Annotated in this window: 14 protein-coding genes and 2 pseudogenes; 4 read left to right on the top strand and 12 right to left on the bottom strand. The window is 41.5% G+C overall.

Annotated features, from left to right (window positions below; genetic code table 11):
• The 8 genes and pseudogenes from BCT49_RS02245 to BCT49_RS26040 all read right to left on the bottom strand — a co-directional run.
• The coding region (locus BCT49_RS02245; RefSeq protein WP_102433972.1) for a cyclic nucleotide-binding domain-containing protein at nt 1–1,060 on the bottom strand (1,060 nt) is incomplete at its 3' end.
• A gap of 6 nt (nt 1,061–1,066) precedes the next feature.
• Nucleotides 1,067–2,485 (bottom strand): SLC13 family permease, encoded by a 1,419-nt coding sequence (locus tag BCT49_RS02240; RefSeq protein WP_102433971.1) that lies wholly within the window; start codon nt 2,483–2,485, stop codon nt 1,067–1,069.
• A gap of 236 nt (nt 2,486–2,721) precedes the next feature.
• Nucleotides 2,722–2,937: pseudogene (locus tag BCT49_RS02235) on the bottom strand (hypothetical protein); the annotation flags it as partial.
• A gap of 150 nt (nt 2,938–3,087) precedes the next feature.
• Nucleotides 3,088–4,344, bottom strand: a complete 1,257-nt coding sequence (locus tag BCT49_RS26050; RefSeq protein ID WP_241908016.1) for a hypothetical protein — start codon at nt 4,342–4,344, stop codon at nt 3,088–3,090.
• Between the two features lie 48 nt (nt 4,345–4,392).
• Nucleotides 4,393–4,446: pseudogene (locus BCT49_RS26370) on the bottom strand (SEC-C metal-binding domain-containing protein); the annotation flags it as partial.
• A gap of 165 nt (nt 4,447–4,611) precedes the next feature.
• Nucleotides 4,612–5,451, bottom strand: a complete 840-nt coding sequence (locus BCT49_RS02225) for an abortive infection family protein (protein ID WP_102433970.1) — start codon at nt 5,449–5,451, stop codon at nt 4,612–4,614.
• A 106-nt stretch (nt 5,452–5,557) separates the two neighbouring features.
• Nucleotides 5,558–5,935: a hypothetical protein gene (locus BCT49_RS26045; RefSeq protein WP_241908015.1), complete on the bottom strand. Its 378-nt coding sequence runs from the start codon at nt 5,933–5,935 to the stop codon at nt 5,558–5,560.
• 18 nt (nt 5,936–5,953) lie between these two features.
• Entirely contained in the window at nt 5,954–6,322 is a 369-nt protein-coding gene (locus BCT49_RS26040) for a hypothetical protein (RefSeq protein ID WP_241908014.1), read from the bottom strand.
• Nucleotides 6,323–6,949: 627 nt separating this feature from the next.
• Between BCT49_RS26040 and BCT49_RS02215 the strand changes: the two genes are divergently transcribed.
• Entirely contained in the window at nt 6,950–8,773 is a 1,824-nt protein-coding gene (locus BCT49_RS02215; protein ID WP_102433969.1) for a M4 family metallopeptidase, read from the top strand.
• A 124-nt stretch (nt 8,774–8,897) separates the two neighbouring features.
• Here the strand turns inward: BCT49_RS02215 and BCT49_RS02210 are convergent, their stop codons facing one another.
• Nucleotides 8,898–9,797 (bottom strand): LysR family transcriptional regulator, encoded by a 900-nt coding sequence (locus BCT49_RS02210; RefSeq protein ID WP_102433968.1) that lies wholly within the window; start codon nt 9,795–9,797, stop codon nt 8,898–8,900.
• A 324-nt stretch (nt 9,798–10,121) separates the two neighbouring features.
• On the opposite strand from BCT49_RS02210, the gene BCT49_RS02205 reads away from it, so the two are divergent.
• Together BCT49_RS02205 and BCT49_RS02200 are read left to right on the top strand one after the other, a co-directional pair.
• Nucleotides 10,122–10,670, top strand: coding sequence for a DUF3332 family protein (locus tag BCT49_RS02205; RefSeq protein WP_102433967.1), 549 nt, complete (start codon nt 10,122–10,124; stop codon nt 10,668–10,670).
• Nucleotides 10,671–11,083: 413 nt separating this feature from the next.
• On the top strand, nt 11,084–12,295 hold the full coding sequence (locus BCT49_RS02200; RefSeq protein WP_102433966.1) for a DUF3103 domain-containing protein: 1,212 nt from the start codon (nt 11,084–11,086) through the stop codon (nt 12,293–12,295).
• Nucleotides 12,296–12,388: 93 nt separating this feature from the next.
• Here the strand turns inward: BCT49_RS02200 and BCT49_RS02195 are convergent, their stop codons facing one another.
• Together BCT49_RS02195 and BCT49_RS02190 are read right to left on the bottom strand one after the other, a co-directional pair.
• On the bottom strand, nt 12,389–12,706 hold the full coding sequence (locus tag BCT49_RS02195; protein WP_198595805.1) for a Dabb family protein: 318 nt from the start codon (nt 12,704–12,706) through the stop codon (nt 12,389–12,391).
• A 215-nt stretch (nt 12,707–12,921) separates the two neighbouring features.
• The gene (locus BCT49_RS02190) at nt 12,922–13,161 is read right to left on the bottom strand and encodes a hypothetical protein (RefSeq protein ID WP_102433965.1); all 240 of its coding nucleotides are present in this window, start codon (nt 13,159–13,161) and stop codon (nt 12,922–12,924) included.
• Nucleotides 13,162–13,463: 302 nt separating this feature from the next.
• Between BCT49_RS02190 and BCT49_RS02185 the strand changes: the two genes are divergently transcribed.
• A complete protein-coding gene (locus BCT49_RS02185) occupies nt 13,464–14,342 on the top strand; it encodes a LysR family transcriptional regulator (RefSeq protein WP_102433964.1) in 879 nt (292 codons plus the stop codon).
• Nucleotides 14,343–14,428: 86 nt separating this feature from the next.
• Here the strand turns inward: BCT49_RS02185 and tnaA are convergent, their stop codons facing one another.
• Nucleotides 14,429–15,901 (bottom strand): tryptophanase, encoded by a 1,473-nt coding sequence (gene tnaA, locus BCT49_RS02180; protein WP_102433963.1) that lies wholly within the window; start codon nt 15,899–15,901, stop codon nt 14,429–14,431.
• Nucleotides 15,902–16,585 lie beyond the last annotated feature (684 nt).

The following is a 16,585-nucleotide window of genomic DNA, read 5'->3' as shown; positions in this document are numbered from 1 at the left end:
GAATTACGCAACAAAGCCCAATGTTGACCCAAATCTGAACGAGCTCTGTTTTCGAGCCTTTAAAAGTCGGCAAATCTGCAGGGCTCAATCGCACAGACACTCTACGTAACTCACTTTGTAACAATGATAAGGCATGGTTAATAGAGTCGTTGATATCAACCGCTTCTTCGGTGTCAATATCAACTCTGCCAAGTTGTTTAACCGATTTTACAATGCCGACAGTGTGTCTAGATGCCAAGCGTAAATCATGTAAATCACAGCCCATCTGCCAAAAGCGAATCGCTTCTTCTGGGTTTTTCAGCCAATGTTTTGAAATAACGTCTGTTGTAGATAAAGCGTCAATTGGAATCGCCTTTGCAAGAGAGCGAGCAATGTTTTTGTCTAAACCAAATTTTCTTTCAAATTGTCGCCCACGTGTTCGTGCTTCTGACGACGACGTTTTCTGACCATGCATTAACCCAAAATCGAAAAATTGACTGGCTTCTGGATGCACTTCTTCAAGCAGATCCATTATGACCGTTTCAAGTCGGCCAGATTTACTATTTACGACACCAATAGCGTTGTTAAGCTCATGAGCAATCCCTGCAGCCAATTGACCCAAGGTCGTCATTTGCTCAGCAGTATGTAACTTCTCTAGCGCTTTTTGTTTCGCTATCGCTTCCTGTGTTGCGCGGCGTTGACGACGCGACAACTCATTGACAATCACAGGTGTGAACTGTGCGGTAAGAGGACCAAACTGACGTTCATCTTCTGCAGGCGTGTCTTTATCGATCCACGCTAACTCAACATCGGTTTTAGCAACAACCGTTGAAGATGCTGTCCAATTACCTGAAAAGAAGCTATGAACGCCTATAAAAGCCCCACTACCCGCGCTAAATACTCGCACTTGCGGTGTATTCGCATCGGTATAAAACCCTTCCAGTTCTCCACTAAACACATAATATAAACGTGTGTTTAACGCTGATTGTTCAATAATGGTGTTACCAGCACGGCACGTCACCCTACGTTCTGTCTGATTAAAATAACGATCGATAAGTGCTTCTAGCTTTTGTTGATACACGTATCGTTATCCTATGTGACCAATTGAATGTAGCAGCCACACCATAACAAAACTCAGTAGCACACCAACCACACCCAAAATAATACCGATTCTGGCCATTTGATTACTTTGCACATGACCAGTGGCATGAGCTAACGCATTGGGTGGCGTACTGATTGGCAGCGACATACCTAATGAAGCGGCAAAAGTCACAACCAGAATTAACGTTAACTCACCACCTAGTGGCGTGAGTGAAGCCATAGACGACCCTAATGCAGCCATAATGGGCATTAACAAGTTAGCCGTTGCGGTATGAGACATAAAGTTTGCCATTACCAAACACAAGAACGCCGCTCCGAACAACACCACATAGGGTGAGTAAGTATCAAACGGAATACTGTGTACCACTAGCCTTGCTAAGCCAGTTTTATCGAGAGCTAAACCAAGCGCAATACCACCTGATACAAGCCACAATACGTCCCAAGAAATTTTCTTCAGGTCTTCTTTATTAATGATCCCAGAGAGAGAGAACACAGCAACAGGAATCAGAGCGACGGTATAAGAGTTCATGCCATGGCTTGAGCCCATTAACCAAAGAATGATGGTCAGCGCAAAAGTGACGTATACCGCAATGGCTTTGGGCGTTTTAAGGAATTTACCTTTAATACTTAGCTCGATTTTCTTTTGGTCAGCTTTGTACATAAAGCCTATTAAAAACCACGCTAACGCCATCATAATAACGACAAACGGCACACCAAATGCCATCCATTCGCCGAACGTAATGAGATTATCGCCAACTAAATATTTTAGTGCGATAGCGTTCGGAGGGGTACCGATTGGGGTACCAATTCCGCCGATGTTAGCGGCAACAGGAATACAAAGCGCAAACGCTATACGACCGGGGTCTTTCGGACCAAACACAGCCAGTACCGGCGTTAAAATAGATAGCATCATTGCCGTTGTTGCCGTGTTAGACATAAACATCGAAAAGATACCAGTGATCAACATTAAGCCGAGCATCACAAACTTCGGGTCTTGTCCAAATGGCTTCAATAATACACGGGCTAAGTTTACGTCTAATCGATACTTAGTGGCGGCCATCGCTAAGAAGAAACCACCCAAAAACAGCATGATGATTGGACTGGCGAATGTCGCCATGATATCGCTGTATTTTAACAACTCACCAAAATGTTCCTGCCCATGATCAAACCTTAAAAAGATCAGCCCTTTATCCGACAACATCAACAATTGCAGAACGATAATAACAACAGACGTCGCGTAAATCGGGATAGGCTCGAACACCCAGCACAATGCCGCTAATAAAAAGATCGCGATAACGCGTTGTTGAATAATCGTAAGACCTTCGAATGGAAACGCTGATAGCGGCATGACGAGGATAATGAAAGGAATTAAAATAGGGATAATATATTTAATATAGGGGCGCATAGCACAAAAACTCTTCCTGAGATAACAACTACTTAGAAATTAGATTTACAGTTCTAATTTAGTCCGACAACGAATTATCGACCTCTTATCACTATCTCACTATCGGCTAGATCAATGATTACGTAATCGCGATATCCCCTTTTTCGTTTCTGTGCGCTACCTCTACGTTTGTATGTCATTTACTGTTGCAATAAATTCTGAGAAACAAAAGGCAAACGTTCGCCTTTGCGTGGGAGATCCGTAAACTTCGGCGCTTGCACCGTTGCAGAGTACTCGCCTAAAACTTCAATCTCAGTTTGGTCTATCTGCTCACTCGTTTTAAGCCACACATTGTATGATTTAGTGAAATAACCATTCAGATAGTTCGCAGCCAAATAAGCTTTTAAAGAATGAGGTTGATGGATACTGGCACTGCTATAAAGTGCCTTTTCCAATAGTTGGTCGCTTGTCATGTTTCCTCCGTGAAACTAAGACCGAATAGGTTTGGTTGTTATATGACTAGCATCTTTGAAAGGCAAATTAGGCATGTGTAACGCGACCACTAAACTCAACCAGACCACTTTAAACACTGAACCCAAAAATGGAACAAAAAATACCAAGTGTTATGAATCACGTCTAAATACTTTGTTAGATTTTTGACCTTTAAGTATCTTATTAATGTCTAAACCTATACCAGCAACATTAGGCTGGATTAGTAAATATCTATTTAGTATTTTGAGCATGTCTAATAAATACTGCTTTTTTGAATACTTTCCTGTTACTAATAGATCGTTCAGTTCACAAATTAATTTTAGTCTACGCTGTTCAAAAACAGGTTCAGCGCAAGCTATCGACCTAAGCAACTCCATACTAGACTGAATACCCACTTTACTTTCGAACTTAGTTGCCGCATAAGAATAGTTGACAGCAAAGTCAAAAAACTCGGACTTATTTAAGGATGAAGAATCAACTGAATCCAAGACTTCTAAGGCTTGTTTATCTGATTTTTCGGCCATACAAAGTGCTACGAAGACTTTGATTACTTCTTTTTCAGAAATTTCATATGCACGCTGATAGAATTTTATTGCTTCATCAAATTTAGCCAAATGAAACAGGCAGCCAGCTATTCCACAACAAACCTCTGATGCTCCAATATCCGTCAAGTGTTCACACAATAAAATCTCTTCAAACTTCTCAGATGCTAATTTTTTTAAGTTACCGTTTTTACTTAAATCACCACGTAGACTTAGGCACCTTGCATAAATCAACTTGCTATACAATGAGTCACATTCTTCCTCTGTATACTGATCCATTGCATCCGAGACCAATTTCAAGGTTGTTTCCTCATCACATACGTATAAATAACTTATAGCTATTGCCATACGATATTGAAGTATGTGTCCTTTATCTTCTAGAAGGGATATTAAGTGTTCATATAGACTTACCCTTTTCATTAGGGGTAACTGTTCACTCTTAAAATGGAGGTAAACTTGGATAATTTCAGGATCAATTTCATCCAAAATAGGCTCAAATTTCGTGACTTCTTTCTTCCCTATACTATTTGACCAATTATTAGCCTCTAGCTTAGATAAAACTTGATAGTACGAAACTCTCTTCTGCCATCTATGATCTAGTATATTTCTCCTCAAGTGTTCGCAAACATTTTCAAAGCGTTCAACTTGATCTAACTTTCTATAGCACTCAAAAAGTAAATTAACTAACTCATCTAAAGCCTTTATATCAATTTCTAGGAGAGAAGATACCCCTTCATTAATTGACTTCAAGAAAGGTTCTGTATTGGTTTTATGGCAAAGAGTATAAAACGTAATATACTCCCGAGTCATACGAAGCGCTTCTTGTAACTTATCTTCGTTAATCAATCCAATGATCTTCGACGAAGATCGCCCTAAAATTGATAGATGTTTCCCATAACAACAATGTTTGAACTTCTCACTAGAGCCACAGAGACACAAAGACTTCATCGGTGGCTCATGTTTTTTTAACTTAATACTCATTGTAACCCTCGGAAAAACTGACACCTTGCTAAGGTACGGCTAACTACCACAAAGCCCAAGCAAGCGACCGTAATCACTAAAACCAACCGAACCAGAAATACTTAAGGTTAGCCGTCATTCTTAAGCAATTTGTTAACGTGATTTTTTCGACTTGCGCTCATCCCATGTTTCAAGAACAAACAGCGCTATAGTATGCGCAGAATGAATTGCTAACCGAGCATGGCGTGGTTTTAGGTTATATACTTTTCGCCCAGATCCATGTGCTGAACTCGCATGAGTTCGAAACGCGCCGATACCATCAACCACCGATAAAATACCAGACATGATCTTTTTAAGATCGTTGTCCTCTAGAGTATTCGTATTGAAGCCAAGGTCATTGCGAACCACTTTCCACACATTTTGTAAATCTTGTTTCTGGGGCTTTTCTAGTTCTTCATCTTCAATATAAACCTTAAAAATTGACTCTAGAATATTACAAGCAGCAGACACCGCTTCTCTAGGTTCAGTGTTTACATTGCTTAGTGCCCTTTCAAACTCAGCATCAATTGAAGGAATGTCACGACCTTTTATTAGTTCAGATAGAGCTTTACTTGTTGGTGATGTACCGTCCGAAACAATACCACCAGAGATATAAACAAGGTTACATCTCGTCAGTACTTTTTCGAGTTGTGTTTTGAATACTTGTTTTGGATCTGTGACTTGAAGCTGTGTACCAAAGAAACTCAGAGACTCAGCAGGCTCTGGCAACTCCATGTAAGGCTCTATTATCTTTCCAAGAATGATTAATGGATGATCACATTCTTTATTGATTTGTCTTAACCAAGCGTTGACCTTAATTGGCTTAGATCCCTCAGGCGGATCTGATGGAGCATCGGCAAACAAGAATAAATTATCAATCGACGCATGACTTTCAAATGTTGGAAGGTTATCGGCGATCACCGCAATAACCGGAGCAGGTATATTCTTTTTCATAAATTACTTAGTTATTTCCTCTTGCGCGCTAACGCCCACTTAAGCGGACAAAAATTGTGTAGCGGAGCGAAACAGCCAACTGTTTTTGTTCCGTTTAAAGTGCTTGTTAGCTCACTGCTGATATTTGAGAACTCAAGTTGGTTAATGGAGATAACTCTTTTAAGAATTCCTCATTAAAATACGATACAAGCTCCTTTGATGAACTGTACATTTCGCGTGCTTTTTCAATCGAACAGCTCTCTTGCCAACTTGCAGTAACTGTAGGAACTGACTTTGAAATATCACTATCAAGTTCTTTGGTAAAAGATTCAGAAACATTTTCGGTTCTGCCATGAGCAAGAGCATTTCTAGCAATAAATAGTTGCGTAAATTGTTGTAAAAATTTATCGCGTTTAGTCGGCTCTGTATTAGAGGCTTTTAATAAAGCTTTTAACTTGTTTTTAGTTGATAACTTGTACTTTTTTTCTAATTCGTAAAACGACATACCTTCATTAAAATCAATTTAAAAGTTTTCACGGTTTGACTTTCTTAAAGAAGAAATTAATGACTTCATCATTGTTTCTGTTTGGTTTTTGTAACCTAGGTTTTCAGCTAAATTAACGTGAAGAGATAAATCATTCTTTGGTAGTTCCTTAAGCTTTTTATCAATTTCTAAATGATTGCTATCATCTAAAAACAAATCAGCTCTGGACTCATAATCAAATATTTTTTCACAAAGATAATTTATATAACTTTCAACCATAAATGCAGTCAAAGCAACACTAGTTAAACCTGCGAATATATCTCCGAAATTATCAGCTTGTAACGTTCTTTCTACTGAAGCAGAGAAATATGCATGAGCATAAACTGTACCTTTAGATCGTCCCGACAAAATTTGGACTCCAATGTAAATAAGTGAGCTAACAGCTATGAGACAGACAAATCCTGTACTTCAATGCAGAATTTTTCTGTCTAGTTTCTTATGTTGCCTATCTTAAGCCACTTACCTCTTTAATAACAATGACTTATCATTATTAGTTTGTAATTGAGCAAGAAAATGTAGAATTTTTCTATCTAACAGGACTAAATGTAGAAAAGATGAGATCTGTGCTCAGTGGTATTGTTAAAATAAGATTACTATTGATAATAAAGACAATATTGCCACTTCAAAAACTCGGTTATTTACTCATTTGTAATTAAGATAAAAACAGAGAAATATCGAAATTAACTAAGATATTTTCATTCTAAAAATTAAAACAAATCGGATTTCAATAACTCCCGACCCTTCATATGTTTATGATAAATAATAAAGTTAAATTTTATAAAAACAATTTGATCAATAAGAGATTTTGTAAACTTTGAATTACATACTCTAAAAATAAATCTCCCTGATAAACTTGTCATAACTCCAAATGCTCTTCCAATCTTGATTCGCAACGCATGGCATTAACGTGTTGCATATAGACTTCCTATAAAGCCGTTGGGAAGAAGGAGTTTATATTAAAATCAGGAACGAAAAATGAACCAACAACGTCAACTAAGCTGGAAAATAGCAGCTATTCTAGGTACATCTTTTGGCTTTAATGCACACGCTGCAGAAATGGTCAGAGTCGATAATGATACACTGCTACAACAAAGCCTCGTCGCGCAGTCAAAGAGTGTTGCTCCACTTGAATTAGGTTTTTCTGAAGTTAAACGGGTGGTACTGCCCAATGGAAAAACGAAAGTCCGCTACCAACAAACTCACCTAGGTTTACCCGTCTTTGATACTTCGGTCGTGGCCACCCTCTCCAAGAATCAACCCACTCAGGTATTTGGCTCAATGGCACAAGGCATCAGTGGAGACTTATCCAGCATCGCGCCAAAGCTGAATCAGGAACAAGCGATTGAAGCTGCGATATCCTCTCACCGCACGTTTACTGTCGGCAAAAAGTCGATTGAAAATAAAAACGCGAAACTGATGGTGAAATTGGATGAGAACCAAGTCGCCCAAGTGGTGTATCTGGTCGATTTCTTTATCGCATCCTCTATGCCAGAGCGCCCTTTCTACTTTATTGATGCCACGACTGGTGATGTGCTCCAAAAATGGAATGGGCTAAACCACGCTAAAGCATTAGGTACTGGCCCAGGTGGCAACCTCAAAACCACTCGATATGAATATGGCAGTGACTTTCCTAGCTTTCCCATCGACAAAACAGGCACGACGTGTACGTTAGAAAATGAATCCGTTAAGACCGTCGATTTGAGGAACGGAACGTCCGGCAGCGCAGCCTACAGCTACAACTGTGCCGACGGAACCAACTACACCGATCATAAATACATTAACGGGGCCTACTCGCCTCTCAACGATGCGCACTACTTTGGTAATGTCGTGTTTGATATGTACAAAGAGTGGATGAATACGTCGCCTTTAACTTTCCAGCTGACGATGCGAGTTCATTACAGCACGGATTATGAAAATGCCTTCTGGAATGGTACATCAATGACTTTTGGAGATGGCAAAAATACCTTTTACCCATTGGTCGATATTAACGTGAGTGCTCACGAAGTCAGCCACGGGTTCACCGAGCAAAACTCCGGTCTTGTGTACCGAAATATGTCAGGCGGTATGAATGAAGCCTTCTCAGACATTGCGGGCGAAGCGGCTGAATACTACTTGCGTGGCAATGTGGATTGGGTGGTCGGTAGCGATATATTCAAGTCTGAAGGTGGTTTGCGTTACTTTGATCAACCTTCAAAAGATGGTCGCTCGATTGATCATGCCTCTCAATACTACGATGGTTTGAACGTTCACTTATCTAGCGGTGTTTACAACCGCGCCTTTTACCTTTTAGCGAACAAATCGGGTTGGAATGTACGTAAGGGCTTTGAAATATTCACGGTCGCAAACCAACTGTATTGGACGGCAAACAGTACTTTTGATGCCGGTGCTTGTGGCGTAGCGAAAGCCGCAGCAGACATGGGTTATGTGGTTGCCGATGTTGAAGATGCTTTTAATACAGTAGGCGTCAATGCAAGCTGTGGTGTGACGCCTCCAACTGGCAATGTATTAACGAAAGGCACACCGATTGCGAACCTAAGCGGGAATCAATCCTCAGAGAGCTTCTACACGTTCACTGTTGATTCTGCATCCAGCGTGACGGTTTCAATGTCTGGCGGTTCAGGCGATGCCGACCTTTATGTGAAGTCGGGAAGCAAGCCAACGACATCGAGTTACGATTGTCGCCCTTATCGTGCTGGAAACAATGAGCAGTGCAATGTGAGCGCACAACCGGGGGTGACTTATCATGTGTTACTGCGCGGATACTCGAACTACTCTGGCCTAACATTGCGCTTAGATTGAGTTAGAACGAACCACTGAAGGTCACAACCAATAACAAAGCCTACTCACATGAGTAGGCTTCATTGTTTATTAAGCGCTTAGATTTATCTAGAGACTTGGACGACCTATTAAGATACCAAATTGATCACGCAGACAGTTTCAAGATCTCACTGGTAAACAATTCTCTTAACCATCGGTTGACGATGTCGTCATTACGGTTGCTGTGCCAATAAACGCTCAGTGACGGTTTGGTGTATTCGAACGGCAGTTCTAACATCTTTATTTTTTCTCCATCGAAGTAAACTTTCGCCACGCTTTTGGGGAAGGTTGCGATCCAATCACTGTTGTAAATGGTGTCGGAGAAGTCAGCGATCGAATTCAGCTTTCTTGCCACTTTTCGCTCTGAAAAGATTGGGCTGTGAAATTCGGAAAGCTGGTTCACTCGGTAGTTATCATGTGTGAGCGTCACATGCTTTTCTGAAAGGTATTGGTCTAAGCTGACTTGCTCGTCGATGTTCGAGTGGTTTTGGCTACACACGATACACAACTCGTCGCTCCACACCTCTTGGCTTAATAAGGTGGGATGTGCGCTGGTTAAGTCGACAACAAGATCGATCTTTTTCTCTCGAATGTCGGTCGCCATGTCTTCTTTGATGTTCACGATTTCAATCACGCAGTCTGGTGCTTCTTTCTGAATCCTATCCAGAACTTGCGGCAGCGTCACACTGCTTGAAATGCTCATCGCGGCAATTCTAAACGTGTAACTGCACTCTTTCGGTTCAAAGTCGTGCGTTTCAGGCAGCGAGTGCGAAACAAGCTTATGCGCTTGCTTGAAAATTGGGTACAAGTCGTTAGCAACAGGCGTCGGTTCGAGTGTGTACGATTTTCTAACGAAGAGCAGATCGCGATACTCGTCTCGAAGCTGCTTCAAGTGTGCACTGAGGCTAGGTTGTGAGATGTTGAGCCGTTCTGCTGCGTACGTTAAGTTTCCTTCTTCATATATCGCAATAAAGTAATAGATGAGGTTCAGATTAAATCGTTTCATTCGAGCCCTTTAGGCGGTCATTTAAATCAATAAACGGTGAAGATAATATCGTTTAACTTACCTTCTATTATCGTGTTTCATTCCCATCATTCAGTTAAGGGCATGACAGTTCATTGTAAAAACGCCTAAGTAGAAATAACACGAACTAGTACAATAGGATCGAATTGGATAGCGAGAAAAACAGACAAGATTAATAGGCAAGGCTCTGGTTTATATAGAGATATAGGATTTCCTGATATCTAGTATAGGCGTGACGTTATATTAGAATGCAGATGACTTTGACATAATTACCGGTTCCTAAACAGACACGTGTAGAAATAGATAATGATGAACCGACTTGTAAAACCGATAATAATCTCAATGAGCCTTGTGACCTTATTTGGCTGTGTGGGCAGCAATGCTGTGACAGGAAAATTAATGGAGTTTAACGTTAAAGCCGTTGATAACCGTTACGCTCGTGGTGGCCTAAACATGTTACTTGCCCCTGCTTACGGTATTACCGTTGCCGCCGATTACATCGTATTTAACTCACTGGAATTCTGGACGGGTAAGAACCCAATCAACAAGAAACCACACATCTTTGACACCAAAGTAGATACCTACATTGATATCAATGATCAACTGGATGACAGCCTAACAGATGCGCCAATCGACCCGCTGGCAAAGCATGTGATTGACCACAGTGACATGAGAGTGATCAACGAGGACCAAATCGCAATTGAGCTAACTTACAACGACGGTTCTCACACGACATTAACGGGCGAGCGCTTTGGCGATGAAGTTCACTACTCTATTGATAACCAAGTTATCGCTAAAACAAGCTTAGAAGAGATGCAAATGTACATGGCATCTGCAGAGCAATCACAAGGCTAAACGCCATTATTTAGCGCTGCGTCGAACTGATAGTTACAGTTACAATTACAGTTACAACCATCAGTATTTATAAGTACTGCCGTGTACTTATAGACATAAAAGGGTTAGCCAATCGCTAGCCCTTTTTCGTATCTATCAATATGACAACCAACATACATTCGCATATCTAAACATATATAAGAAAATCCTCAATAGTTAATAATCTTGTTAATTAACTATTGATTGGTTTATAAATTCGCATATATCAAGCCAACATCCGTTTGATATTTTATAAATTACTTAAATTGGGATCCTGTGCTGCACAATGAAATAAAAATAGCTGTCTAACTTTTAAACACATTCACGTTACTGATAGGTTAATCCTTATAGGGCAAATGCTCTATTAATGATAAAAACTAAAATAAGGATTATTTATGAGACCATCTTTTTCTATCAGTATGGTACTTGCAACGACAGTGGTTGGCTTTCAGTCCTATGCAAACAACATCGACACAACAAACTCACGCTCTCTTTCGGAGAACGCCTCGGCACAAAAGCAATCTTTGGCGTTGCAAATCAGTGCCCGCTACTCCGACCTTGAGCTTTCTTTAAAAGACCAGATAACAGAAAAGCAGCTGTCTACGCCGATAGACAAGCTTAACTCAGCCAAGCCCTACTCCGCGTTTTCAAGCAAGATGCAGAAAGCCGACCTTAGCTACCGCAAGATGAAAGGGGTCAACGACTTCAGTGACTCTTTGCTAGAGATTCGCATGGCCGATGAAGCGATGATTGAAGCGTGGAAAAACGGTGAGAGCCCGCTGTTTGCTTTCGAACCATCAGGCGATGATTCAAACTGGCAATACATCGAAGCCTATGATGTGTATGGGCAAGTTCACGAACTAGACGTGTACCAAACACCAGACGTTCCTGTGTTTGTTATTGATAGTAACGGCGCAGAAGAACTCAAAGCAGGCCTAATGGCGATGCAGGCCGAGATGCAGAAACTAGGTACAACAACGCAAATCAATAACGATAGCAAAACTGACACCAGCATTTCCAAAACGCAAAAACAAACGTTCTTAGGCAAAGCGGCTCGATCAATGACCATGTCTAAACCTGAGCCATTGAACACCACACAATTAACGAAAATACGTTTGGCTGTCGACCAAGAACCGTGGATCTCTGGCAAAGCTGAAATCTATGCCATTGTGACTGGGGTTAATGCAAGCCGTATAGAACCACAGATCGACCTGGTTGAGATGCCTTATCTGGACTACGACAAACAGACATACTACCCAAATCAAACGGTAATCTTCTGGCCTCGCTACCGTTGGGGTGCTGCCGATATGATTTTGATGGAGCACGATGACGGCACCGATTATAAAGCGTTAGCCAAGCTGCTAGTTGAAGCCGCAGAAGAGATATTGAAGATGATTCCAGATCCTGAAGTTCAGGGGTATGCGATCATTCCTCAAATCACAGGTAAGATCATTGATGTTATTCCTGAAGGTGTATTAGTGAATGATGATGACTTCGTGGACGTGTATTACACCTTAATGCAAAACACTCCTTATGTTGATCGCCCGGGCGCTGGCGGTAATGCGGTTGCTTCGTTCACCCCTGTTACGATTTCACCGACAGAGTAAATCGTTACTTGTTTAGTTAGGGCTTAATCACATAAGCCCTAACTCTTCATTATCGAAGGAGAGTAAAACATAAGAGACATTCTGAGAAGCTGATTACAGGGAGTAATCAAACACAATAATGTCATCTAACAAAGGACGAAACACATCTTTCAGCGCATCATGCTCTGGGTGTGGAAGGTAGTTCTGGCGACCTGCTTCATCAGCGAACGTCATTAGTACCGAATAGGTATAACCTTGGTTCTTATTTTCAGGGCTGTCATTTAGCCCCCACTCGACTGAAGTTACGCCTTCAACTTTGTTTGGCATCGCTTCAAACAGTCCTTTCAGCTTCTCTATTTCAGAAGCTTCAGCCTCTTCTTTAAACTTAATCAGCAAAATATGACGAATCATTCCCATTTCTTTTCGATTCATTCCTAGTCCTTTTCGAGTCTTCGTTTGCTTATGTGTCTTTCTGAGCCCACACCGAGTCGCAAGTTAACGTTAATTGAAAGACAAAATGCCACACGTTACACACCATGCCAAGGCTAGATGGCTGAATTTTATAAAAGATTTTCAAACCCAAAACGAAAAATGCTGCACCCGAAGGCACAGCATTTTTCATGACAATGGTAAGCACGGTTTAAGCGTTAGTCACGACGACCTGTTAATTGAATAGCTTGGTCTTGTGGCGTATTCGTTTCGAATTTCAAACCGCCAGTTGACGCTTCATTTCTTCCTTCAAGAGTAAGATCAGACTCAACACGCTCTACGTTTACTTGATTGCCTTCGCTCATTGTCATATCAATGGTTCCTGTATAGGTTCCATCAGCAGCAAAAGCAGTATTCATTGAAATAGCCATCAAGCCTAGTGCGATTAACTTGTTCATACATCACCCCTCGTTATTTTTAATATTATGTTCGTTTGTTACTGTGTTTCTTTGCTGAGGTAACTTTAACAACCGGATACGGGCGATTCGAGGAAAAGCAAGATTTACAAAATGGAAACTCGCCCGATAAATCAACGAAATAGTTCACATCTTGACGTTGTGCTGTCTTAAAACTTAGATCTCATGACTATGATATTAGAGTCAGATGCTTTTACGTTTCTTTGTTGCCGCGCTTTTATGCTTTAACGCTGCATTCGCAACAAAGAATCGTATCGCTATCACCTAACCAATTCGGAGTGCTTGTGGACATCAATCTCGATATTCAGAATATCTTGGTCATCAAACGTATGTATGAGCTTCGCAATGTTGGTTTGGTTGCAGAGTCGCTAGGGAAAACCTCTGGGGCGATCAGCAAGAACTTGTCGAAGTTAAAGTTACAACTCGACGACCCACTGTTCATTCAAACCAAACACGGCTTTGAGCCAACGACTTTTGTTGAAAGCAATATCGACAATTTTGAACAGATACTGAGCAGTGTCGAAGCAATAAAACATCAAGTGTTCTTACCTGAATCTTATCAGGGCGATATCAAGATCTACGCTAATACCCTGTTTTGGGAACGCTACGGATCTAAGCTCTACTTCGCACTAAGCCAAGAAGCACCACATGCTCACTATTCGTTTGTGAGATGGGGAACCAATGTTAAGAGTAGGCTCATCGACGGTGAAGAAGCCGTTGCCATCCACTACTTTGATGAAAGCCTGCCACAATCCATTTCACAGAAAGAAATAGGCAAAGGCAAAGCGGTATTTTTCGTCCGAAATGACCACGAAGCACAAACCTTTGAGTCATTGGTTAACTACCCAATCATTCTATTCAAGACCCCTGGATGGAATGACAATAAATACCCCATTATCGACAGGCTCAGAAGCGTCGGTTTCAACGTCACGCCAAAAGTCGAAGTCGACCACCCTGCGATGATCCACGATGTTGTGTTGAAGTCTGATTATTTTGGGATCACCTTAGATGGCAGCGTCCCAGAGGGATGTCGAAGTATTAATTTACCAGAGAAGCTGACTATCGGTGTCAGCTATGTGATGAGCTGTCGTCGTTCACAAAAAGACGCACCAGTGAACCAATGGCTTTTGAAGATCCTCAAGTCAGTATTGCAAAACAAATAGCCTGCTTCTAATAGATCTGCTCAACAAAAAAGAAAGGCTCCCACAGGAGCCTTTGTAATAGTGACTATTCGCTTATGTTTTTATTTTTAAAATGCTTCTTCGAGCGTTTGTTCATTCTTTTTTCCTGCTTGTTTCTCGCTTATTTCTACCTCTTTCAAGCGCGCCGTAAAGTGTCTTAACACTGGCGGTTCATAGGTAAAGTCGAGCCCTTTCACCTTGCTTGCGTTCTCTTTCACTTTTTCGAACGCTTCGATAATGAAATCCATGTGTGTTTGTGTGTAAGTCGCTCGTGGAATGGTTAAGCGCAATAACTCTGCAGGACATGGATGCTGCTCTCCCGTTACGGGGTCACGACCTTGCAGTAAAGAACCAATCTCAACCGCTCTTATGCCTGCCACTTTGTACAGTTCACACGCCAAAGCATGCGCTGGGAATTGACCTGCTGGAATATGAGGAAGTAGTTTACCCGCATCGACAAACGCAGCATGACCGCCTGCTTGCTGGCACACGATACCCATAGCTTCTAAGCCATCAACCAAGTATTGAACCTGACCGATGCGATATTCCAACCAATCCTGACGCATGCCGTCGTATAGGCCAACTGCAAGGCGTTCCATTGCACCGCCCTCTAAGCCACCATAGGTTGGGAAACCCTCTTGCACGACACACAAGGTACGACACTCTGTGTACACATCCATGAAAGAATCGTCTTTAAAGCATAACAACCCGCCCATTTGTACCATCGCGTCTTTCTTGGCCGACATAGCCAAACCATCCGCGTATTTGTACGACTCACGAGTGATTTGTTCGATAGTCCAATCTTGATAACCGGCCTCACGCTGCTGAATGAAGTAAGCATTTTCAGCGTAGCGAGCAGAGTCCATGATCACGGGAATATCATACTTCTGTGCGATTTCATATACCGCTTTAAGGTTGGCGATAGAGACAGGTTGTCCACCAGCCGAGTTACAGGTAATGGTGCTCACAATATAAGGAACGTTGGCAGCACCCGCTTCCAAGATCGCCTCTTCCAATTTCACGATATCGAAGTTGCCTTTGAAATCAGCATTGACTGAGGTATCGAACGCTTCTTTGGTATAAACGTTCTTCGCGACGCAGCAATTCACTTGAGTGTGGCCTTGTGTGGTATCGAAGAAGTAGTTCGACAAAGCGACCATTTTGCTGCGATCGAGTCCCTTTTCCATTTCACGCTTCTTAATCAAAACAGGAATGTAAATCTGCTCTGCGCCACGCCCTTGGTGAGTTGGAATGGTCAGCTCATAGCCGAAGATATCTTTCACCGCATTCGACAGTGCATAGTAACTACGACTGCCACTGTAGGCTTCATCACCCATCAACATCGCTGCTTGCATACGCTGTGTGATTGAACCCGTACCACTGTCGGTCAGCAAGTCGATAAACACGTCATCACTGTCGAGCAAAAATGGGTTCATACCCGCTTCGACAATGGCTTGCTCACGGTAAGCGCGAGTTGTTCTTTTTACTGGCTCTACAACGCGAATACGAAACGGTTCTGGTAGATGTTTGAAGTTTTCCATAATAGTCCCTTTCAACAAATTCAGCCTAAGGCGCAAAAGCCAAATTCATTATTTTAGATGTCACGAGTCATCACCATTAATTTAGTTTCACACACGTTCACTCTCGTGATAATTGCGATAAAAATTAATAGCTAGAAATAGATTATTTAATCAATACGGATTGATTAGGTTCCAATTAATAATGACTAGGAGATAAGAACTGCATGCACCAAACACAAAGAGCGAACGCATGAGTTACGACATTTCTTAAAGACAAAATTAACAGGATTGGGCAAAGCTCAGGGCTCTGCTGGCGCGTGACGCCTAGAGGATACTACTCTGAAGAAAGGTGGAACGAGAGCTGGTGATCTAAGGTGTACCAAGCTAACAAGGTTAGCCATGTTGTTGATTGCCATTTCAGATACATGTTCACAATATATCCCTACGTTGAAATCAAAGTGATCCGAAATTTAAATATAGTGCAATTGTTTTATAAATACAGTGAAAGAAAGTATAAATGTGATCAATATTTAGAATGACAATTAAGTACGATAGCGTGTTATATAAATTGTGAATATCGTCAGATTATATACTATTAAACTAGTTCGCGGAATTAACCAATCGTTGAAAAATAGCTGTAGTGATACGGAGTTGCGGTAATAGAGGATTAATTATAACTAATGGTAGGCTTTGTTGCGTAATTCA

The sequence above is a fragment of the Vibrio lentus genome, assembly GCF_002875945.1.
In the GTDB taxonomy this organism is placed as follows: Bacteria; Pseudomonadota; Gammaproteobacteria; order Enterobacterales; family Vibrionaceae; genus Vibrio; species Vibrio apostichopi.
The sequence above is the reverse complement of the archived record's forward strand: the minus strand, read 5'-3'. Positions and strand labels throughout refer to the sequence as shown.